Genomic DNA, 20298 nt, shown 5'->3' with positions numbered 1-20298 from the left:
TTTCCTCTAAGTGCAGCGTTTCCGTCATCGCTGCTGGCCAGTATTCCCCCCAACACGCACGGACTGCCCCGGCGTTGTTTCTGCACACACAAAAGTGAAAAGGGGAACCCTTCATGACTATGCGCAAGCATTTCACCGGTTTTGCTGTTAGCGCTCTGGCGCTTGCCGTGAGCGCCCAAGCGCTGGCCGGCACCGTGACCACCGATGGCGCTGACATCGTTATCAACACCAAGAGCGGCCTGGAAGTGGCCACCACCGACAAGCAGTTCAGCTTCAAGCTGGGCGGCAAGTTGCAGTGGGACGCAAACCAGTTTGACGGCCTGCGCGCCGCCGCTGAAGACGACACGTTTGACAGCACCTTCAACACGTACATCCGCCGTGCTGAGCTGTCTTTGGAAGGCGTGGCGTACAAGAACTGGGGCTACGGTTTCACCCTGCAACACGACGGCAGCGACGACGACGGTACTGAGTTCACCGACGCTTACCTGACCTACGCTGGTCTGGATGTGGTTGAGTTCACCATCGGCCGCTTCGGTGGCGAGTATGGCCTGGAAAACACCACCAGCTCGTCATGGATTACCGGCATCGAACGTCCGTTTATGTACGACTACTTAAACGGTGACGAAGATACTAGGTTCGGTGTTGCCGCCAAGCATGAAGGCGACAACTACGGCGTGATGGCGATGGTTGCCAACTACGAAACCGAATACAACGACGGCGATGACCGCAACGACGAGTCGTTCGGCTACACCATGCGTGCCAATTTTGCCCCGTATATGAATGGCACCGACGTGATTCACTTGGGCGCCAACTACCACATCAACAACCCAGACGATGACCGTGCCCGTGTGCGTACCCGTTTGGGCCTGCGTAGCGATGGCGATGATCGTCTGACCTTCACCGATACCCGCGTGACCGACAAAGACAGCGAGTGGGTGCTGGAAGCCGGCGCACAGTTCGGTGGTCTGCGTGCGCAAGCGGAAATCTTCAGCCGTAGCATCAGCGGCGAAACCGCCGGTGGCGCCGACGCCGATGTGGATGTCGATGGCTACTACGCGCAAGTCGGCTACATGTTTGGTGGCGTGCGCGGCTACAAGCCGGGCGTGGGTAAGTGGGATAAGCCGACCGAAGCCGGTGCCATTGAAATCTTCGCCCGTTACGAAGACAGCACCATCGATGGCGATGTGGCTTCTGTATCGAGCAACATCATCGGTGGCGTGACCGCCGCTTCCACCAGCGATGACTTCGACACCAGCGCGTTTGTTCTGGGCGTTAACTACTTCCCCACCAAAGCCGTGCGGATGAGCTTGAACTACGTCGATTACGAAGTCAGTAACATCAACACCAATGCAACCGTGGGCGGTAACTCGGTCGAAGACGACGGCCAAGCCATCGTCGGTCGTCTGCAATACGTGTTCTAACCCCGCGTGACAGCGCCGAGCATTGTGGTTATGCCCGGTGCTGCTTTGATCCGGCGCTCCACGTCGATCAAGCTCCTGTTGCCCCGCCGTTTGGCGGGGCTTTTTTATGGGCAATAAAAAGCCTCGCGGGTTAGGCGAGGCTGTTGGACTAGCGTGTGGTTAGCGCATCATCTCGCGAATCGCTTGTTGCTCGGCAATCAGCTGCTGCTGGCGATTGTCGATGCGCGCGGCGAGGGCGAAGTTATCTTGCGCGCGGCGCTTGGCGAAGTCGAGTTGTTCGATGGCTTGGTCGTAGTCCCCGACCAAGGTGAAGTACTCGGCACGGGCTTGGTGCACGCCAATGATGTTGCCGGCTAGGCCACGGGTTTCGGCCTGTAAATACCAGATATCCGGGTCATTGGGGCGTTGCTTGAGCAAGCTGTCGAAGATTTGCTCGGCGCTGGCCGGTTGGTTTTTCTTCAGTTGTAGCTCGGCCAAGGCCAAGCTCAGCGGGAAGTTATTCGGGTTGAGCTTAAGCTGACTGGTAATGCGCTGCTCGGCGGCGTCGGTGCGGTTGCGGGCTAGGTCGAAGTCCACTTGGGCCAGATTGAAGTACACATCGTTGGGGTTTTCTTGCAGCAGCGGGGCGAGGGTTTTCTCGGCCTCGTTGGCTTGGCCGCCTTTGTTTTGCGCCAAGGCTAAGCCGTAGCGGGCCGCCGTGTGCTGGGGATTTTCTTCCAGCATGAGGCGGAAACGCTTAAGCGCCAGCCCCGGGGTTTCTTCGTATTGCAGCAGTACGCGGGCGCGCACCAGCTGATAGGTCACGGAGTCCATGCGCCCTTTAGTGGGGTACTGCTCGGCGCGGTTGCGGGTGTCGGCGATACGCGATTCCGACACCGGGTGAGTGAGTAAGAATTCCGGTGGTACGCGGCTGTAGCGGTATTGGCGCATCAGACGCTCGAACATCTGCGGCATGCCGCGCGGGTCGAAGCCTGCGCGCTCTAGGTTGATAATGCCGATGCGGTCGGCCTCGGCTTCGTTCTGCCGCGAGAAGCGCCGACTTTCTTGAATCGCCGCCGCCTGCGCCGAGGCAATCGTGGCAATACCGGCATCGGCAGCGCCAGCGGCGGCTGCCACTACGCCGGCGAGCATCGCGGCCATCACCGGCAGCTGCATGTTTTTCTGTGCTTGCAGGCCGCGGGCAAAGTGGCGCTGCGACAAGTGGGCCAATTCGTGGGCCATCACCGAGGCATATTCGGCTTCGGTTTCGGCGTATAAAAACAAGCCGCCGTTAACGCCGATGATGCCGCCGGGGGCAGCGAAGGCGTTCAGTTGATTGCTGTCGAGCAGCACAAACTCCAGGCGCCGATCGCTCAGCTGGCTGCTTTCAGACAGCCGATACACGCTGCGCTCGACGAAGTCTTTAAGAATTGGGTCATCCAGCGAAGGGATTTGCCCGCGAACAATGTTCAACCATGCGCGGCCCAGTTGATATTCCTGCTCGGGGGAAATCAGCCCGGAGCTAGCATCGCCCAGCCCCGGCAAATCGTTCGAGGCAATGGCCGGCGTGCAAGCGATGGCAAGGGCGAGCAGGGTGGGACGCAAAAAACGCATGTTGGGGGCAACCTCCGATGTATTCGCGGGTCTACTTTAGCCGTGTCGGCCAGTTACTGCCTAGCAGCGTGGGGTGGCTGTGGTTATCCTGTGCGCTGTTTTGTCCAGGATTTTGCCCATGAGTTCCCCGCAATTACCGCCGGCGTGGCAAAACGAGGCCTTTGATCAGGCGCTCAATACTGCCGGCTTGGCCTGCCCCTTGCCGCTACTGAAAACCAAGCTGGCGTTAAGCCAGATGCTCAGCGGGCAGGTGCTTAGGGTAGTGGCCACCGATGCCGGCTCGTGGCGCGATATTCAGGCCTTTGCCGAACGCGCCGGACACACTCTGCGCCGCGCCGAGCGCGATGAAACCTTGTTCTGTTACTGGCTACAAAAGGCCTAAGCACGATGCTGAAAATTATTAACGACTGGATGCAGCGCTACTTCTCCGACGAAGAGGCCGTGGTGCTGGCGGTGATGCTGGCGCTGGGCTTTACCGTGATCCTCACCTTGGGCGGCATGCTGGCGCCGGTGTTGATTGCCTTAGTGCTGGCCTTTTTGCTGCAAGGCGTGGTGGGCTTTTTAGAGCGCCGCAAAGTGCCGCATGTGATTGCCGTGTGGTCGGTGTTTGCGGTGTTTATGACCTTGCTGACGGTGTTCTTGCTGGTGGTGTTACCGCTCACCGGGCGGCAGCTGACCACCTTGTTTAACGAACTGCCACGCATGACTGCCGAGCTGCAAGCCCAGTTGCTGCTATTGCCCGAGCGTTACCCAACCTTGCTCACTGAAGACCAAGTGCTCGGCGCCCTTGAGGCGGCGCGCGGTGAAATCGGCCAGCTTGGTCAGCTGGCACTGACCTTCTCGCTGTCGAGTTTGCCGATGTTGGTCAACGCTATGATCTATCTGGTCTTGGTGCCGATTCTGGTGTTCTTCTTCCTGAAAGATCGCCAGTCGCTGGGCCGTTGGTTTGCCGGTTATCTGCCACGTCAGCGCGGTTTGATGAAGCGCGTGTGGGTGGAGATGAACCAACAAATCGCCAACTACATTCGCGGCAAATTCATCGAGATCGTGATTGTCGGCGGTGTGACCTACGTGGGCTTCGTCGCCTTTGGCCTTAACTACGCCGCGCTGCTGGCGCTGTTGGTGGGCTTGTCGGTGGTGGTGCCGTATATCGGTGCGGTGGTGGTGACGGTGCCGGTGGCGCTGATTGGCCTGTTCCAGTGGGGCTGGGGCGATCAGTTTATTTGGATGATCGTGGTCTACGGCATCATCCAAGCGCTGGATGGCAACGTATTGGTGCCGTTGTTGTTCTCGGAAGCGGTGAACTTGCACCCGGTGGCGATCATCTGCGCGGTGCTGTTATTTGGCGGCCTGTGGGGCTTCTGGGGGGTGTTCTTCGCCATTCCATTGGCCACGCTGTTTAAAGCCGTGCTGTATGCCTGGCCGCGCCAGCTCGATCAGCAAACGGCTGCCGAGGCTGAATAAGCCTCGCGATAGTGCTGCGCAGTGCAGCCGTGCCATTGACGAAAGGCGCGACTAAAGCTGCTCTGCTCGGCAAAGCCTAATAAGAAGCTGATATCGGTCAGGCTGAGCTCGGTTTGCCGCAGGTAGTGCTCGGCCAAGGCTTGTCGTAAGTCTTGCAGCAGGTGCTGATAGCTCAGGCCATGTAAATGCAAGATGTGGCGTAGTTGCCGTGGGCTTTGCTCTAAGCTCGCGGCCACCTGCTCTAACGCGGCGCCTTCGGGCAGGGCCGCCACCATGCGTTGGCGAATCGCTTGCAGATGCGGCTGCTGCGCCGCTTTGTTGATCACTTGCGGTAGCAAACTTTGTTCGAGCAAATCATCGGCCAGCGGTAGGGGTAGCTGACTATGCCCGTCGGCCAGCTCTAGCGCGTAATCGGCTTGCTCAGTGCGAAGCGTTACGCCGAGCAGGTTTTCTATCGCGTTGCTGGGCATGGCTGGGGTGTGGCGTAGGCACAGTGCTCTGGCCTGCGCTTGCGGTGCTAACAGTCGGCCCACGGCCAGCCAGCTGGTGAGGCATAGCTCGGCCAGGCTCGGTGGTAGTGGGCTAAGGGTGGGCATAAACACTAAGCGTTGCTTGGCGGCCTGCCACTGACTTAAGCCGATATCCCACACGCAGCGCTCGTAACGCACCAAGCGGTTAATCGCTTGCTCTAGCGTGGCGGCACCCAGCAAGACATAACCGAGCACGCCAGCGCTGGCCGGGCGCATGCTCAGGCCTAAACGAAAGGCCCAGCCGGGCTCGGCGTGGCGGTCAAAGTAATCCACCAGTTGCCACGCGCGCAGCAAACTCACCGGACTCTGTAAGGCCTGCTCGCTGAGCCCAGTGTGTTGCAGCGCTGCCGTCACAGGTAGGCCGAGTGCGTGTGCTGGTGCCACGAGGGTGTGCAAGTAGCGGCCATCCAGCGTGGCGCTGGCTAGCTGTTGCAAGTGGGCGCTTGGCCAAACTGACATGCGTTACAAACCTCCCTGACAAGTGCCGATCACGTCGCTGTTTTAGCCTGTGGGCTCATTTAACCCAACAGGAGACAGGCTTATGTGGCTGGAAATCCTCGCAAGCGTGGTTGGCGGCCTGCTACTGGCCAATGGTGTGGAGTGGACGATGCACAAATATGTGCTGCACGGCTTGGGCAAGCGGCGTGGCACCTTCTGGAGTTTTCATTGGCATGAGCACCATCGCAATGCGCGCCGGCATGATTTTCACGACCCTTGCTACCAACGCTTTGCCTTGGGCTGGCATGCGCAAGGTAAAGAAGCCTGGGCGCTGATTGCTGCCAGCCTAGCGTTAATCCCCTTGCTCTGGGTTGCACCGTATCTGGTGATTACCTTGTGGTACTGCGCGGCGAATTATTACTACTGCCACCGCCGTTCGCACGAACAGCCTGCGTGGGCTAAACGCAAACTGCGTTGGCACTGGGATCACCACATGGGCCCTAACCCGAATGCCAATTGGTGCGTGACTAAACCGTGGTTCGATTGGTTGATGGGTACCCGGGAATACAGCCAAGCGCAGCCAGACAAGCCACAAGGGCAGGGCTTGCCGACCAGTGCTGCAGAGTGAGGCGTTAGGGCCAAAATGGTGCGCCTGCGTGCTTTGTGACTGTGCAGTTGTGCACATTGGCAAGCATGCCTGTCACAAGGCTGTCAATCTTTTGCATAAGTCCTTGTTTTGCTTGGAATGCTTTGTAAGTTGTTGATTTTAAAAGGCTTAAAAGATTGGTTAAAAATTAGGCAATTTGTTCTAAAGCCCGAAAAATCGGGGCGTGGCTCGGGTTATGGTCATCTTTTCCACCGAGTTATCCACAGGTTCTGTGGATTGTCCCGAGCAGGCGCTCTGGCGTGGGGGTCTTCGCCTAATTGGGGGGTTTACCTTGGCGAAAAAAGGCGTAAAGTGCGCGGCCAGTCACATTGCATGAATTGCCGAACTGCATGAAAAGCACTGACGTTATTGCTAAAGCTTCAAAGGCGCCGCTGCGCTTTCAAGTCTCCATGACCTGCGCGCGCTGGTTGCTTGATCACCCCCGTTTAGGTCAAGGGCTGCCAGCGCAGCGCTTGGCCAGCCAATTACTCAAGCGCCCGGCGCGCTTGGGTATGACCGAGGCGCAAAGCCGCTTGGGTGATTTGCTCTCCACTGCCGGCTGTTCGGGCCGCGACCGCTTGGCCGGCATTGCCATGCTGCGCGATGCGGCGCAGCACGGTGATACCGACGCGCAGTTTCGTTTAGGCGTGTTGCTGCTTAACGGCAATGCCGAGCAGGCGGTGGATGTGCTGCAAGCGCGTCACTGGCTGGAAGCGGCCAGCCAACAAGGCCACGAACAGGCGCAGAGCCTGTTGCTAAGCCTGCAAGCGCAGCGCGTTACCAGCCGCTAAACGCCCAGAGCAGCGCTAGGCTCAAGCCGACCAGCATGGCCGGCAGCACCTTGCGGCTTAGCGCACGGGGCGCGATGGCAACAATCAACGCGCCCTTAACCAACGAATTAACCACCACCGCGAGCAAGATCGCCCGTTCGGCGACACTGGCCGACAAGCCTGCTTTGGCGCTGGCGGCCAGCGACAGGGTGATGGCGTCCACATCGGTGCTGCCCGACAGCGCCGCCACCAAATACACCCCCGCATCGCCTAAGTAGCGTCGACCGATTTCCACGGCAAATAAAATCGCCACCAGCAGCGCGGCAAAGCGTAGTGCTGGGCCAAGCTCAAAGGGGTTGCGCAGGCTGCTATCGGAATCTGGTTCGTGGTTGCCCTCATGGCGGTGCCAAAAACAGTACAAGGCGCCGGCCAAATAACAGGCGGCGGCGATCAGCAGCGGCACGGTTAACCCGGCCAACAAGCTTGGGTTGACCAACGCCACTTCCAGTAGCACGCGCGGGAACATCAGGCACGAGGTAATCAATAAACCGCAGGCTAAGGTTTGCGTTAAGCGCGGGCTTTTACCGAGGCGCGCCAAGGTCAGCGTCATCGCGGTGGACGAAACAATCCCGCCCAGCGCGGCGGTGAGTAATAAGCCGCGTTGCTCGCCCACCCAGCGCACCGCCACGTAAGCGGCAAAACCCAGTGCGGCGATCAGCACCACCATCCACCAGGTGGTGTAAGGGTTAAAAACTTCCCACGGGCCGTAGCCTTGGTTGGGCAGCGCCGGTAGCAACACCACGGAGATAAACAGTAATTTAAGCGCGCCGGTCAGTTCGGCTTCATCAAGACGTTTTAGCGCGTTGTGCAGCAGCGGCTTAAGGCTGAGGAGTAGGGCGGTGACGACCGCGCCCGCAGCAGCCAGCATGGCGTGTTCAAACACCGCGAGGCTGCCGAGCAGAAAGGTCAGCAGCAGGGCGACCTCGCTGGTCAGCCCTTGCTGGCCGTTGCGCTGTAAGTCGCCGTAATAAGCCAGCGCCACCAGCACGGCAAAAGCGAAAAACAAACTCAGCCAACCGACGATGCCCAGTGGCGTGTGGCTGAGCAGCGCGGCAAGGCCGCCGAGTAAACCAGCCAAACCAAAGGTGCGAATACCGGCGCTGACGCGGATGTCGTCTTCATTGCGCGCTTGCCAGCCGCGCTCGGTGCCAATCAACAGACCAATGCCCAGCGCTAGGGCTAAGTTGATCAGCATGTCGAGCAAGTTGGGCATGCGGCTATTCCGTCGTGGGGCTTTTGTTTATTACAGCAGCCCCGCGTGCAGGCCTCAACCTGCGGCTTTTTGCCGGTTGAGTAACGCGCGTAAGGCCGCCGGCTTGACCGGCTTGGGTAAGAAGCCCAAACCTTGCGCGTGGATTTCCGCGGTCAGCTCGGCACGCCCATCGGCGCTGATCACAATGCCCGGCAACGGGGTTTGCAGGCGAGTGCGTAGCCAGCTCATTAGCGCGGTACCGGTTTCCCCTTCATCGAGGTGGAAATCGACGAGGGCGATGTCCGGGCGCACGCCTTCATCCAGCAAGTGCTCGCACTCCAGTTGATTGCGCGCCGTCCATACCTGACAGCCCCAGCGGGATAGCAAGCTGTGCATGCCGGCGAGAATGCTGTCTTCGTTATCCACACACAGCACTTGCAGGCCGCCGAGTGATTGGCTGGTGTCGCGCACGGTAGGCAGCGGTTGCACGGTTTGTTGGCAGGCCAGCGGCACGTGTACGCAGAACACGCTGCCTTTGCCCGGCCATGAGCGCACATCGAGGCGATGCTCCAGCACGCGGCACAGGCCGTCGGCAATCGCCAGCCCCAGCCCTAAACCTTTTTCGGCGCGGGTTTGGTGACTGTCGAGGCGTTTGAATTCCTCAAAAATCACCTTGCGCTTGTCTTCGGGAATGCCCGGGCCTTTGTCCCACACCTCTAAGCGCAGGCCGTCGCCTTCGCGGCGCACGCCCAGCAGCACGCGGCCACGGGCATAGCGGAAGGCGTTGGTGAGAAAGTTCTGCAGCACGCGGCGCAGCAGTTTGGGGTCGGTATTGATGCGCAGTTGCGTGGTTTGAATCCGCAGATCGATGCCTTGTTCTTGTGCCAAGGCGCGGAACTCTACCGCCAAGGGCTCGAACAAGCTGGCCACGCTGACCGCGTGTTTATCGGGGGTGATGCGGCCGCTTTCCAGACGTGAGATATCCAGCAGGTCGGCGATCAGGTCTTCAGCCGAGCGTAGCGATGAGTCGAGATTGCGCGCGAGGTCTGCCGCTTCGCGCGGCAGTTCGCTTTGGTTCAGCGCGGCGGCGAACAGGCGTGCGGCGTTTAACGGCTGCATGAGGTCGTGGCTGACGGTGGCTAAGAAGCGCGTTTTCGAGCTGTTGGCCAAGTCGGCGCGGGCTTTGGCGTCGCGCAGTTCGCGGTTTAGTTGCGAGAGCGCTTCGGTGCGTTCTAAAACGCGCTGCTCAAGGCTTTCGTTGGCGTCTTTAAGCGCTTGGGCGGCGGCGCGGTAGGCGGTGATGTCGGTAAAACTCATAACAAAACCACCACCGGGCATGGGGTTGCCGATCAGCTCGATCACTTGGCCGTTGGGTAGCTGGCGTTCGGAGGTGTGCGGCGTGCCTTGGCGCATCCACGCCAAGCGCTTGCGCACATGTTCGTCGATATCGCCGGGGCCGCACAGGCCTTGCTCGGCGTTGTGGCGAATGATGTCGGCCACTGGGCGGCCCACTTGCACTAGGCCTTCGGGGTAGCCGAACAGCTCGAGGTAGCGGCGGTTCCACGCCACTAAACGCAGCTCTTTATCCACCACCGAGAGGCCTTGGCTGATGTTCTCGATCGCCCCTTGCAGCAGGGCACGGTTAAACGCCAGCACTTGCGAGGCTTCGCCAGCGATGGCGACCACGTCTTCCACGCGCATCTCGCGGCCTTCAATGGCGGCTTTGAGCACCACGCGCGCCGACGAAGCCCCCAGCACACCGGCGAGCAGGCGTTCGCTGTGGGCAATCCACGCATTATTGGCGGCTTGATGGACGTCGAGGCGCTGATTTTGCCGCGCGGCAAAACGGCGGAAGCTGTCGCGCGCACGTTCGCCGCCGACAAAGCGCTCGGCCAGCTCCAGCAAATCGGCCACTTGCACGGCCAACAAGGGACGCGGCTCGCTGCTGCGTTGGCTGAGTTCTTGGCCGATAAAGCGGCTGGCTTGCCAGTGTTCGGTCACTCGGGTGCGGGTCAGGAGCGACACGCCGACAAACACCAAAAAGTTACCCGCCAGCGAGATCAAGGTGCCGCGCGTCAGCGGGTCGAGGGTGATGCCCAGCCATTGGCTGTCGCCCAAATTAAGCAGCGGCAGGCTGTGCAGCGGCCAGCCAAACCCGCGTGCAATTAGCGGCATCACCAAGCTGTAAAACCACAGCGCCGCGCCAGTGGCGAGGCCGGCAAACACGCCACGGCGGTTGGCGGTTTTCCAGTACAGCGCGCCGAGCATGGCCGGGGCTAGCTGGGTGATGGCGGCAAAGGCTACTTGGCCAATGGTGGCTAGCGAGGCGGCACTGTCGAGCAGTCGATAGCACAGGTAGCCGAGCAGAATGATCGCCACGATGCTTAGGCGGCGCACGGTTTGCAGCCAATGGCGGAAGGCCTCGAAAGGCCGCTCGGTGCGCTGTCGACTTAATAGTGCCGGCAGCAGCATGTCGTTGCTGACCATAGTCGACAGCGCCACGGTGGAAACAATCACCATGCTGGTGGCCGCCGAGGCGCCGCCGATAAAGGCCAGCAGCGCCAGCCAAGGCTGGTTTTCTGCCAGTGGCAGGCTGATCACGTACGAGTCTGGCAGCACTGACAGCGGCAAGCGCAGCGCCCCGGCTAAGGCCAGCGGCACCACAAACAGGGCGGCCAAAATCAGGTAAGCGGGGAACACCCAGCGCGCCAGACGCAAATCGCGCACTTCGGTGTTTTCCACCACAGTGACTTGAAACTGCCGGGGCAGGCAGACAATCGCCATCATCGCCACGCAGGTTTGCACCATTAACGCCGGCCAGCTGACGGTTTCCATCCAGTAATAACGCAGCGCCGGCTGCGCTTGTGCCTCGCTGGTTAAATGCTGAAAGCCGTCGTAAAGCCCGTAGGTGACAAAAATGCCGATGACGATAAAGGCCAGCAGCTTGACCAGCGACTCGAAGGCAATCGCCAGTACGAGGCCGCGATGGTGCTCGGTGACATCCAAACTGCGCGTGCCGAAGAGGATGGCAAACAGGGCCAGAATCAGGCTGATCACCAAGGCCGTGTCTTGGCCAAAGGTGCTGATCGCATCGGGATTGCTGCCTTGCAGCAGGCTTACGCCCATGACAATCGCCTTCAGCTGCAGAGCGATGTACGGCAGGATGCTGACCAAGCAAATCAGCGTCACCACCACTGCCAGCAGCTGCGACTTGCCGTAGCGCGCGGCAATAAAATCGGCAATCGAGGTGATGTTCTCTTGCTTGCTGATCAACAGCATCTTGGTCAGCAGCTTGGGCGCAAACAGCAGAAGCAGCACCGGGCCTAAATAGATGGGAATAAACGACCAGAGCTGATCGGCGGCTTGGCCCACAGCACCGAAAAACGTCCAGCTGGTGCAGTACACCGCCAGCGACAGGCTGTACACCCAAGCGCGTAAACGCGGCGACCACGGTTTGCCACGGTCACCCCAGAAGGCGATGGCAAACAGCACCGCCATGTAGGTGAGGGCAACCAGAGCAATCAGGCCGCTGGAGATGGTCATGCAGAATCCTTGCGGGAACGGGCGAAGCGTTGCTTAGAGTGTTGCAGGTTGGGCGGGGCTGCGGCCTTCGACCATGGTCTTAGGCACCGTGTTACTTCAACCACGCCATGCCTTGGCGCAGTACCTCGTTAGCGTTGTCTTCGATGAGCTCGCCGTGGGCGATGATGATGCGCTTAAGCGGCAAGGCCAGCAGGCGGTCGATACTCTGCCGCGCGGCTTTGCGTTGGGTGTAGGTGATGCGCAGCAGGCGGTGCCAGTTGGCTTTGCCATAGCAGTCGCCAATCTTTAACCACCAGCGGGTCGGCGCGTGATCGCAGTGGTGGAAGTTTTCCAGCAGGTCGCTGCTGATCAGGGTTTGGCTGACCGAGTGATAAAACACCGTTTCATTCAGCAGGCTGCCGTTAATCGCAATAGCGGTTAAGTCGGCTTGCCAGGCCTCCGGCGTATGGCCGTCGAAGTGCGCGCTAAAGCGTAGGTCTTTACGTTTTTTCGCCAAGCTTTTAGGGCCAAACAGCTGCGCATTGGGGAAGGCCTCAACCGCCGCTTGCGCATACAGATGGTGAAAGTCATTGGGGCAGACAATAAAGGCGACGTCGCCCAAGGCGCGGATCTCGGCCAGTAGTGCGGCATCCATGGGGATCGGCGAATGCAGCCACAGGCGGCCATCGGCAAGGCGCACTAAGGTCATACGGGTGCCGACTTCAAAACATAAAAAGCGCGTCGGCGCGGCGGCAATCCACAGGCCGTCTGCGACAGCAACGAGTCCAGACATTGGGCTTCCCTCTTGTTGTTTTGCCTCAGTATAACGAGGCAGATAGCCGCTGGTAGCTGATCGTTAACAACTGTACAGCGCGGTTAAACCGCAACTGTGCCGGTTAACAGTGAGGTGGGCTTGTTACTGTTAGCTGCCGTTGACATGGTGTTGCGGGGTTTATGAGTGACCGACCATGGATACCGACACGCGTTTTGAACCTTCTTCCTCTGCCTTAGTAACCTCTACCTCTTCGCGCCTTGGCCAATTTTTGCTGGGTAGCCGCGATACCTTGCCGCTGATTATTGGCGCGATTCCTTTTGGCTTGCTGTTCGGCGCCTTGGGCGTGGCGGCGGGCTTATCCTTGTGGCAAACCTTAGGCATGTCGCTGCTGGTGTTTGCTGGCGCCGCGCAGTTTATTGCCGTGGGCCTGATTGGCGCGGGCGCCGGTATTGGCGTGATTATTTTCACCACCCTGATCGTTAACCTGCGCCATGCACTGTACAGCGCCAGTTTGCAGCCGGTGGTGAAGCACTTGCCGCTGCGTTGGCGGGTGTTTTTGGCCTTTGGCTTAACCGATGAATGTTATGCGGTGATGCTGCGCCGCTTAGATCGCGGCCCGTTGTGCGACAACGGTCGCTGGTTCTTCGCTGGCACTGTGGTGACCATGTTCAGCAGCTGGCAGCTGTGCACCTTAATCGGCGCGCTGTTTGGCCAGGCCATGCCGGACTTAAACCGCTGGGGCTTAGAGTTCGCCTTGGTGGCCAGCTTTATCGGCATTGTCGTGCCTATGCTCAAGCGCTACCCGCAATGGGCCGCTGCTGCGGCAGCCGGTGTGGTGGCCGTATGGGCGCGGACTTTGCCGTATAACTTGGGCCTCTTGTTGGCGACGGCCGTGGGCATCACCGTGGGTCTGCTATTAGATAAGCCTGCCGAGGAGGCTGCAGCATGAACGACGCACTCTGGCTGATGATTCTCGGCATGGCGCTGGTGACCTTCGCCACCCGCTTTAGCTTATTCGCCATGCCCGGCGTGCAATTCTCGCCACGCTTGCAGCGCGGCTTGGCCTATGTGCCGGTGAGCGTGTTCGCCGCCATTATCGTGCCCATGGCCGTCGCACCAAGTGACGAGGTGCAGCTCAGTGTGACTAACGCGCACCTGATGGGCGCCTTAGCCGCCGGCCTGCTGGCCGCGCGCACCGGCAACTTGCTGCTGACCTTAATAGCCGGCTTCGCGGTGTTTGGTGGGCTTAAGTGGTGGTTGGGCGTTTAGCGGCTTGATTTGCGGGCTGATAGACAATTTTGCCCCTGTGTGTGGCTTGCCGGTTTGTTGCTGCGATCTAATGGGTAACGGCCGGAAAGCCATCACACAGGTAAAAGGACTATGACCGAACACTCGCAACTCGCCTTGTTGGGCAAAAAACGTTTTCTTCCCTTCTTCGTAACCCAGCTGCTGGGTGCCTTTAACGACAATGCCTTTAAGCAGGCATTGATCCTCGTGATTCTCTTCCGCATTGCCAGTGATGCCGACAAGGACTTGTTGGTAAACCTCTGTGCGCTGCTGTTTATCTTGCCCTTCTTCCTGTTCTCAGCCCTCGGTGGGCAGTTGGGGGAGAAGTACGCCAAAGATGCTTTGATCCGCATGATCAAGCTGGCTGAAGTGGTGATTATGGCGGTCGGTGCGCTCGGTCTGTTGCTGGGCAATTTGCCGCTGATGCTCGGTGTGCTGTTTGTGATGGGCACCCAGTCGGCGCTGTTTGGCCCGGTGAAGTATTCGATTCTGCCGCAGATGCTCAAAGAGCGAGAGTTAATCGGCGGTAATGCCTTGGTGGAAATGGGCACCTTCTTAGCCATTCTCGCCGGCACCATCACCGCAGGCGTGCTGATGGCGCACGAGCAGTACGCGGCGCTGATCGCCAGTGTGGTGGTGTTGGTGGCTGTGTTGGGCTATCTGAGCAGCCGGGCAATTCCCTTTGCCCATGCGGCGCTGCCAAGTTTGCCACTGGACTGGAACATCGCCCGCCAATCGTGGCGCATTCTGCGTATGGGTTTAGGCCAGCGTCCGTCGGTATCTCGTTCGTTGATTGGTAACTCGTGGTTTTGGTTTTTGGGTGCGGTGTACCTCACGCAAATTCCGGCCTATGCCAAGGTGTGGCTGCACGGCGATGAAAGCGTGGTGACCTTGATACTGACCGTGTTCTCGCTGGGCATTGGTCTAGGTTCGATGCTCTGCGAGCGCATGAGTGACGGCAAGGTCGAGATCGGTTTGGTGCCGTTTGGCTCGATCGGTTTGACCGTCTTTGGCCTGCTGTTGTGGTGGTGGTCTGGGCAAGTGGTTGCGCCAGAGGCCGCCTATGACTGGCTGGCACTGTTGGCGCAGCCGGGCGCTTGGCCGGTGCTGTTATGCATCGCGGGCATTGGCTTGTTCGGCGGCTTCTATATCGTGCCGCTGTACGCGCTGATTCAAGCGCGCACGGCGGAAGATCAGCGTGCCCGTGTCATCGCCGCCAACAATATTCTTAACGCCCTGTTTATGGTGCTGTCGGCGCTGGTGTCGATTGTGTTCTTGAGCGTGGTGGAAATCAGCATCCCCGAGCTGTTTTTGGTGGTGTCGCTGATGAATGTCGCGGTGAACAGCTACATCTTCAAGCTGGTGCCGGAGTTCAGCATGCGCTTTTTGGTCTGGCTGCTGGGGCATTCCCTGTATCGCGTGCAGCATCAGGGCCTTGAGCGCATTCCAGAAGAAGGCGCGGCAGTGTTGGTGTGCAACCATGTGTCATTCGTCGATGCTCTGCTGATCGGCGGTGCGGTACGTCGGCCGGTGCGCTTTGTCATGTATTACAAAATCTACAACCTGCCGGTGCTGAACTTTATTTTCCGTACCGCCGGGGCAATCCCGATTGCCGGGCGCAGTGAAGATCTGCTGACGTACGATGCGGCCTTCAAAAAAATTGCCGAATACTTAGCCGCTGGCGAACTGGTGTGCATCTTCCCGGAAGGTAAGTTGACCCGCGATGGCGAGGTTGACGAGTTTAAAGCCGGCATCGAACGCATTCTGGACAGCAACCCCGTGCCAGTGATTCCGCTGGCTTTGCAGGGCTTGTGGGGCAGCTTCTTTAGTTACTCGCCGCAGAAAGGCTTTTTTAAACGCTTCTGGTCGAAGGTGAACTTGGTGGCCGGTGAGCTGATACCGGCCACTGAAGCGGATCGAACCGCGTTGCAAGCGCGTGTTAGTCAGTTGCGTGGGGAGCTGCGCTAGCTAGGCGATAGCGCCCGCTCTGCGCAAGGCAGAGCGGGCGTTGGTTGTTTAGTGGCTGGCAGTCAGCAGCCAAGCCACCGCCGTGGCGTCGACATCGTCGGGTAAATAGCTGGGCAGAATTTGCCGCTCTAAACGCTGGAACTGATACGCGCCGCCGTACAGGCTTTGCAGCTCGTCGTGCTCTACCGAGAAGGGCGGACCTTGGCGCTTTTGTTTGTCGAACTCATAACAAATCAATAGCTGTGGTGCTTGCTCGGTGATGTCGATAAGCAGCTGGCTGTAACGCTGGCGCATGGCATCCGGCAGGGCAATGATGGCGGCGCGATCATACACGGCGTCAATATGGCCCAGCAGGGCTTGGTCGAGGGCGAAAATATCCCCGCAATAAATCTCCACAGCCGCGGCACTGTAGCGCTTGAGGCTGCCGTGCTCGGTGAGGGTGGGGGTTAGGCCTAGATGGGCAAACAGCTCAAGCACGGCGCCCTCGTTAAGCTCGGCACCTTTTACCCGATAGCCTTGCTCAAGCAGCCAGCCAATGTCGTTGGTTTTGCCACACATGGGCACAAACACCCAGCTGTTGGCCGCTAGCTGTAGTTTGTGAAAGTGGCGCTGCAGTTGTTCGTTGGGTGTGCCTTCGTGAAAGCCAATTTCGTTGCGTGCCCAACGCTCGTGCCAAAAGTCTAGGTGCATAGTTACCTCTGTTGAATGGCGCCGCTAAACAGGCTGTTTGGCGGCTGTTGGGCTATCCTGCAACTTCAAGTCGACTTTAGGTCAAGAGTTGAATTTATGAGGCGGCGATGGACATAGGTGAAGTAGCAAAGCTTTCCGGGTTACCAGCATCAACACTGCGCTTTTATGAGCAAAAAGGGCTGATTCGCTCGAGCGGGCGGCATGGTTTGCGGCGGCAATTTAATGAGCAAGTGCTGCAGCAGCTGGCGCTGATTTCACTGGCCTGCCAAGTGGGCTTTTCGCTGGATGACGTTGGGCAGATGTTTCAGCGTGCCGACGGCGAAATCGACCGTCAGTTGCTGCGCGATAAGGCGGCGGAGCTAAACGGACAAATCCGCCGCTTAACCCGTATGCGTGATGGCCTGCTCCACGCGGCAGAGTGCCAAGCGCCTAGCCATTTTGAATGCCCAAATTTTTTGCGCATCTTAAAACTGGCCGGCAGACGCCCGCGGGCGGGGAAAAACAGCGCGCCCAGCACATAAAACAAACCCCTAGCCGTTGCGTGAACGAGCTAGGGGCTGTCAGGTTTGTCAGAGCTAGTCCGCGAGGTTAGATGCCGCTGGGGATCTCTTCGCCGCCTAGGGCTTCAAACAGCTGCGGGAGGCAGTCTTTGAAGGTCAGCATCATCAGGGTGAAGCTGGCGTCCATCTGCGCGGCGGCGTCGTCGCCACCGTCTTCGGCGGCTTGGTCTTGCAGCAGGTCTTCAAAGCGCAGGCGCTTGATGGTGAGTTTGTCGTCGAGCACAAAACTCAGTTTGTCCTGCCACGCCAGGCTCAGCTGGGTGACTTGCTTGCCGGCGGCCAAGTGCTGCTGGATTTCTTCGGCGGCGAGGTCTTGGCGCTTAGCGCGAATAATGCCGCCGTCTTCGTGGCTGTCGCGCAGTTCGCACTCATCACGAATATAAAAATCGTGGCTGGCGGCTTGCTCGCTCACCCACTGGGTAAAGGTGGCCGCTGGGGCAATCTTCACTGACAGCGGCCGCACTGGCAGACTGCCGATGGCATCGCGCAGGGCGCTGAGCAGGTCTTCGGCGCGCTTAGCGCTCGAGGCATCGACTAATACCCAGCCTTGTTTCGGCGCAATCGCGGCAAAGGTGCTGCTGCGGCGAATAAACGCGCGCGGCAGCAGGGTTTGGGTGATCTCGTCTTTAAGCTGATCTCGCTCTTTTTTGTACACCTTGCGATGGTCGCGGGCTTCGATCTCGTCGACTTTCTCTTTCACCGCATCGCGTACCACGCTGGTGGGCAGCATGCGTTCTTCTTTACGCGCGGCGACTAAAAAGAAATCACCGCTGGCATGGGCGAGGGCGTCGCTGTGCTTGCCCAGCGCCGGAATAAAACCGTAGGTGGAAAGCTCCTGCGAGCCGGGCGCGCGGGCCGGCTTTTGCGCCAGCGCTTCGTTTAAGCCGTCTTCAGTCAGCGGCAGGTCTTGGGTTAGGCGATACACCAGCAGGTTACGAAACCACATAACAGTACTCACAAAACAAAAAGGCATTATTCCCAAGCTAGCCGCCCGAGGCCAAGGCCGATTCGTAACTTATTGCTTTAACGAAAAAAAATTAAATTTGGGGGTTGCCAAGCGGCATTCGCATCCCTAGAATGCGCCCCACTTCGAGAGCAAACGGGTGGTTAGCTCAGCTGGGAGAGCAGCTGCCTTACAAGCAGCGGGTCGGCGGTTCGATCCCGTCACCACCCACCACTCGAGGTAATGCGCAGCGGTAGTTCAGTCGGTTAGAATACCGGCCTGTCACGCCGGGGGTCGCGGGTTCGAGTCCCGTCCGCTGCGCCACTAATTCAAAAGGCCTGAGTCGCAAGACTCAGGCTTTTTTCGTTGCGGGCGAAAAAACGCTAAGGCGCTGAGCGAGTCAGCGCCTGCGCGGCGTTATTCGGCGGAATACTGTTGGATAACTTCGGTTTTGCCGTCTTTGCGAAGACCAACCACGTCGTAGGCATCTTTGCGCGAGCCCATCTCCATGCCGGGCGAGCCCATGGGCATGCCGGGTACGGCGAGGCCGAGCAGGTCGTTGCGTTGTTTCAGCGCAAGAATGTCGCTGGCTGGCACGTGGCCTTCCACAAACTTGCCTTGATACACGCCGGTGTGACACGAGCCTAACGCATAGGGCACGCCCAGACGCTGTTTGACCACGCTCATGTCATTTTCGACGTGATCATTCACGCTAAAGCCAGACTCTTCTAAGTGCTCGATCCACGCTTTGCAGCAGCCACAGCTTTCGCTGCGGTACACGTCGATCACTTCGCTGGCGCTCACCGCCAGTGAACTTAAGGTAAGGCCTAGGGCAATGCCCAGTTGACGCCATGCCATGTGCTTGTCTCCAAAGGTGTGCATTGCGGCCAGTATACGCAGGCAAGTCGTCCGTTGGCTTTGACCTTTATCAGCGCATGGGTATGCTGGCGGCCTGATTTTTTTGCTCGCGCGCGGCGTGGGCTGACCAAGGAGTAAATGATGCGATTGAAACAAGCCTTTTTGCTGCTGCAAGCTCTGGCGTTGCTGGGTTTTGGTTTGGCCTACCTGATTATGCCGCTGGAGATGGCCAAGCTCTCGGGTATGGGCTTGCTGACTACCGCGGCGCTGACTGATGTGCGCGCTTACTACGGCGGTCTGGAGATTGGTTTGGCGCTGTACTTGCTGCTGAGCCTGAAAACCGAGGCGGATCGTTTTAACGCTTTGCGTCTGTTGGGTATTGCTTACTTTGCGATGTTTGGCGCGCGTTTGGCGGGGATTTTTATCGACGGTGGCGAGCAGCAGTTCAATTACATTGCGCTGGGTCTAGAAGGAGTGAGCTTGGTGTTGGCGGTGTTTTTGCTGGGGCGTCGTGGGTAAGCGAGGTTAGTTGTTCTGGCGCGCCGAGCTGAATGCTTGGCGTGCTGAGTCATTGTGGTGTCGCGCTTTAGCTTCGGTATAAGTGCGTAAAAAAGTAAACGCAGCTTTTTCGTTAAGCTGATTGCTGAGTTTGGCGAGGCATTTTGTTTCGCCCTTCCCGGGCGAGTCACTTTTGGCAGTCGCCCCAAAAGTAACCAAAAGCGCTTGCCCCTGCTATCCGGTCCAGCTGCGCTGGATGCCTTCGCTCCGGCAGGCTTTCATGGGGCCACGGCGAAGGGCTATCCCTAGCCCATCGCCGTTTGCGCCGCATCCCTGCGGCTTACCCCACTACAGCCAGCCTGCACTCAGCCGGATAAAAGGGGCGATTGGTGCAAGTCGCACGCTGAGTGATGGCTTCGCTAAATAAACTTTTGTAATTCATGTGCCTTGTTTGTAAGCCGCCAAACCATCGACCTGCACCAATGCCCCCCCTCCAGCAGGCCGAGTGGAAGGCTGCTGGAAGAGGTTAAGCGGCAGGGATGCCGCGCAAAGCCCGATGGGCCATGGATGGCCCTTCGGGCTGGGCCTCTGTAAGCAGTCTGGAGCGAGGGAACTCGGCGTAGCCGAGCCAATGTTGGGGGGACTGTTTCTTGTGCTTACTATTCTTTCGCAAAGAATAGTAAGTCGCCGGGAGGCGAAATCAGTGTTCTCAAATACACGCTGACAGTTAGGGAAACGCTGATTTATTAAGCCTCACACCAGCACCAGTGCCGATTCGCAGCGCAAAATCAGAAAACCAGCTCGATTCCCCGCATGACTAGCGCCTTTTGGCGTTAGCGCAGCCTCCGTAGAGGCCATTTCCCGTCAGCAAGACGGATTTATCCCGTGAGCACGCATCAAATGTCGCTTGGATAGCAGCAAATTCGCGAAGCCAAACAGGCTGAACAGCTGCGCCGTGTTTTTCGTCAGACCGCGATAGCGCGTTTTGCGGTAATGAAACAGATTTTTAACCACGTGAAAGGGATGCTCGACTTTGGCGCGCACTTTGGCTTTCAGGCGTTCTATTTGCTCTTGCAACTGGCC

Annotated in this window: 19 protein-coding genes and 2 tRNA genes; 12 read left to right on the top strand and 9 right to left on the bottom strand. The window is 58.8% G+C overall.

Annotation, left to right across the window (positions count from 1 at the left end; genetic code table 11):
- Positions 1-113 precede the first annotated feature (113 nt).
- The gene (locus tag BMX80_RS15410) at positions 114-1421 is read left to right on the top strand and encodes an OprO/OprP family phosphate-selective porin (protein ID WP_175474917.1); all 1308 of its coding nucleotides are present in this window, start codon (positions 114-116) and stop codon (positions 1419-1421) included.
- 159 nt (positions 1422-1580) lie between these two features.
- Here BMX80_RS15410 and BMX80_RS15405 read toward each other — a convergent pair whose 3' ends face one another.
- A complete protein-coding gene (locus BMX80_RS15405; RefSeq protein WP_074870232.1) occupies positions 1581-3014 on the bottom strand; it encodes a M48 family metalloprotease in 1434 nt (477 codons plus the stop codon).
- Between the two features lie 118 nt (positions 3015-3132).
- Between BMX80_RS15405 and BMX80_RS15400 the strand changes: the two genes are divergently transcribed.
- Both BMX80_RS15400 and BMX80_RS15395 read left to right on the top strand, forming a co-directional pair.
- The gene (locus BMX80_RS15400; protein ID WP_074870229.1) at positions 3133-3396 is read left to right on the top strand and encodes a sulfurtransferase TusA family protein; all 264 of its coding nucleotides are present in this window, start codon (positions 3133-3135) and stop codon (positions 3394-3396) included.
- A gap of 5 nt (positions 3397-3401) precedes the next feature.
- Positions 3402-4478 carry an AI-2E family transporter gene (locus BMX80_RS15395; RefSeq protein WP_071872776.1) on the top strand — a complete coding sequence of 359 codons (1077 nt, stop codon included), beginning with the start codon at positions 3402-3404 and terminating at the stop codon, positions 4476-4478.
- Here BMX80_RS15395 and BMX80_RS15390 read toward each other — a convergent pair.
- Entirely contained in the window at positions 4451-5467 is a 1017-nt protein-coding gene (locus BMX80_RS15390) for an AraC family transcriptional regulator (protein ID WP_074870224.1), read from the bottom strand. The two genes, BMX80_RS15395 and BMX80_RS15390, sit on opposite strands and share 28 nt — an antisense overlap.
- An 82-nt stretch (positions 5468-5549) precedes the next feature.
- Between BMX80_RS15390 and BMX80_RS15385 the strand changes: the two genes are divergently transcribed.
- Entirely contained in the window at positions 5550-6074 is a 525-nt protein-coding gene (locus BMX80_RS15385; RefSeq protein WP_074870221.1) for a hypothetical protein, read from the top strand.
- A gap of 428 nt (positions 6075-6502) precedes the next feature.
- Positions 6503-6883, top strand: a complete 381-nt coding sequence (locus tag BMX80_RS15380; RefSeq protein ID WP_083394351.1) for a tetratricopeptide repeat protein — start codon at positions 6503-6505, stop codon at positions 6881-6883.
- On the opposite strand, the gene BMX80_RS15375 is transcribed toward BMX80_RS15380, so the two are convergent.
- From BMX80_RS15375 to BMX80_RS15365, 3 genes are all read right to left on the bottom strand, one after another.
- Complete coding sequence (locus tag BMX80_RS15375; protein WP_074870216.1) at positions 6870-8135, bottom strand: MgtC/SapB family protein; 1266 nt, start codon at positions 8133-8135, stop codon at positions 6870-6872. The two genes, BMX80_RS15380 and BMX80_RS15375, sit on opposite strands and share 14 nt — an antisense overlap.
- A gap of 54 nt (positions 8136-8189) precedes the next feature.
- The gene (locus BMX80_RS15370) at positions 8190-11657 is read right to left on the bottom strand and encodes a hybrid sensor histidine kinase/response regulator (RefSeq protein ID WP_074870213.1); all 3468 of its coding nucleotides are present in this window, start codon (positions 11655-11657) and stop codon (positions 8190-8192) included.
- 91 nt (positions 11658-11748) lie between these two features.
- The gene (locus BMX80_RS15365) at positions 11749-12429 is read right to left on the bottom strand and encodes a DUF4336 domain-containing protein (RefSeq protein ID WP_074870211.1); all 681 of its coding nucleotides are present in this window, start codon (positions 12427-12429) and stop codon (positions 11749-11751) included.
- 175 nt (positions 12430-12604) lie between these two features.
- Here BMX80_RS15365 and BMX80_RS15360 point away from each other — a divergent pair, with 175 nt between their 5' ends.
- The 3 genes from BMX80_RS15360 (at position 12605) to BMX80_RS15350 (ending at position 15666) form a co-directional block, all read left to right on the top strand.
- A complete protein-coding gene (locus BMX80_RS15360; protein ID WP_074870209.1) occupies positions 12605-13360 on the top strand; it encodes an AzlC family ABC transporter permease in 756 nt (251 codons plus the stop codon).
- Complete coding sequence (locus BMX80_RS15355) at positions 13357-13680, top strand: AzlD domain-containing protein (RefSeq protein WP_074870206.1); 324 nt, start codon at positions 13357-13359, stop codon at positions 13678-13680. The genes BMX80_RS15360 and BMX80_RS15355 overlap by 4 nt, the downstream gene beginning before the upstream one ends.
- Before the next feature lie 111 nt (positions 13681-13791).
- Entirely contained in the window at positions 13792-15666 is a 1875-nt protein-coding gene (locus BMX80_RS15350) for an MFS transporter (RefSeq protein WP_074870203.1), read from the top strand.
- A gap of 48 nt (positions 15667-15714) precedes the next feature.
- On the opposite strand, the gene tmpT is transcribed toward BMX80_RS15350, so the two are convergent.
- Complete coding sequence (gene tmpT / locus BMX80_RS15345) at positions 15715-16356, bottom strand: thiopurine S-methyltransferase (RefSeq protein WP_074870198.1); 642 nt, start codon at positions 16354-16356, stop codon at positions 15715-15717.
- Between the two features lie 107 nt (positions 16357-16463).
- Here tmpT and BMX80_RS15340 point away from each other — a divergent pair, with 107 nt between their 5' ends.
- Positions 16464-16877, top strand: a complete 414-nt coding sequence (locus tag BMX80_RS15340; RefSeq protein ID WP_074870195.1) for a helix-turn-helix domain-containing protein — start codon at positions 16464-16466, stop codon at positions 16875-16877.
- A gap of 67 nt (positions 16878-16944) precedes the next feature.
- Here BMX80_RS15340 and rdgC read toward each other — a convergent pair whose 3' ends face one another.
- The gene (gene rdgC / locus BMX80_RS15335; protein ID WP_074870192.1) at positions 16945-17862 is read right to left on the bottom strand and encodes a recombination-associated protein RdgC; all 918 of its coding nucleotides are present in this window, start codon (positions 17860-17862) and stop codon (positions 16945-16947) included.
- A gap of 155 nt (positions 17863-18017) precedes the next feature.
- Here rdgC and BMX80_RS15330 point away from each other — a divergent pair.
- Positions 18018-18093 (top strand) — tRNA-Val (locus BMX80_RS15330).
- Positions 18094-18106: 13 nt separating this feature from the next.
- A tRNA-Asp gene (locus BMX80_RS15325) sits at positions 18107-18183 on the top strand.
- A gap of 93 nt (positions 18184-18276) precedes the next feature.
- Here the strand turns inward: BMX80_RS15325 and BMX80_RS15320 are convergent.
- Positions 18277-18717: a DUF411 domain-containing protein gene (locus BMX80_RS15320; RefSeq protein WP_071872763.1), complete on the bottom strand. Its 441-nt coding sequence runs from the start codon at positions 18715-18717 to the stop codon at positions 18277-18279.
- A gap of 141 nt (positions 18718-18858) precedes the next feature.
- Here BMX80_RS15320 and BMX80_RS15315 point away from each other — a divergent pair, with 141 nt between their 5' ends.
- Entirely contained in the window at positions 18859-19236 is a 378-nt protein-coding gene (locus BMX80_RS15315) for a DUF4345 family protein (protein WP_071872762.1), read from the top strand.
- 843 nt (positions 19237-20079) lie between these two features.
- Here the strand turns inward: BMX80_RS15315 and BMX80_RS15310 are convergent.
- Positions 20080-20298: transposase (locus BMX80_RS15310; protein WP_139214171.1), on the bottom strand; the 219-nt coding region annotated here is incomplete at its 5' end.

Origin of the sequence: Atopomonas hussainii (assembly GCF_900109735.1) — a bacterium.
GTDB classification, from domain to species: domain Bacteria; phylum Pseudomonadota; class Gammaproteobacteria; order Pseudomonadales; family Pseudomonadaceae; genus Atopomonas; species Atopomonas hussainii.
Note: the sequence above shows the minus strand (reverse complement) of the source record. Positions and strands in the feature narration are given on the sequence as shown.